The organism is Aminobacter sp. P4_D5 (assembly GCF_056401815.1).
Genome location: NZ_JBFUIP010000567.1, coordinates 1 through 806 on the forward strand (window position 1 = coordinate 1; position 806 = coordinate 806).

1 protein-coding gene is annotated in these 806 nt (G+C 69.0%); it reads right to left on the reverse strand.

Annotation, left to right across the window (positions count from 1 at the left end; all coding sequences use genetic code 11):
* Nucleotides 1-76: 76 nt before the first annotated feature.
* A complete protein-coding gene (locus AC1DWF_RS33530) occupies nucleotides 77-739 on the reverse strand; it encodes a dienelactone hydrolase family protein (RefSeq protein WP_476842813.1) in 663 nt (220 codons plus the stop codon).
* Nucleotides 740-806: the final 67 nt, after the last annotated feature.

An 806-nucleotide genomic window follows, 5' to 3' on the forward strand; every position in this document is an offset into this window, starting at 1 on the left:
GGTCCATGGGGAAGCTGAGGAACGTCACCACGGCGCCGACGGCCAGCACCAGCCAGGGGACGACCCGCAGCATCCCTCAGAGGTGCTTCGCGAAGAACTCCAGCGAGCGCTTCTGCGCGAGCGCCGCATCCTTCGGCACGTAGCTGCCGCGCGCCTCGCAGCCGAAGCCGTGGCCCGCGCCGGGATAGACGAAGACCTCGACCTCCGGCCGCGCCGCCTTGATGGCCTCCACATTCGCCATCGGGATGGAGCCGTCCGTCTCGCCGAAATGCAGCTGCACCGGGCAGTTCGGCACCTCGTCCTTGGCCGCCGCGATGCCCCCGCCGTACCAGCCGACCGCCGCCTTGAAGGCGGTGCTGCGCGTCGCGCTGGTCCAGGCGACCGTGCCGCCCCAGCAATAGCCGATGATGCCGCGCGGGATGCCCGAAGGCAGCGCCCCTGCAGCGGCGAGGATGTCGAGCAGCACCTTGTCCTCGGGAATCTCGCCGCGCAGCTTCAGGCCTCGCTCGATGTCCTCCGGCGTGTAGCCGAGCTCGACGTCGCGATCCGCGCGATCGAACAGCGCGGGCACCACCACGAAATAGCCCTCGCGCGCGAAGCTGTCCGCGACGTAGCGCATGTGGTCGTTCACGCCGAAGATCTCCTGGACGATGACCAGGGCGCGGTCCGCATCGGCTTCCGATCCCGCCATGTAGGTCGAGAGACGGTGCCCGTCGGCGGCGGTGATGATCGTGTCCATTGGCTTCGGCCTCCCGGGGTGGTTGATTGGGAGCATGGGCGATGTCGTGAACCTGCGGAAGTGGCGC

Coding starts and splice junctions, on each gene's coding strand:
- AC1DWF_RS33530 (WP_476842813.1), bottom strand. CDS start 739: ATGGACACGATCATCACCGCCGCCGACGGGCACCGTCTCTCGACCTAC.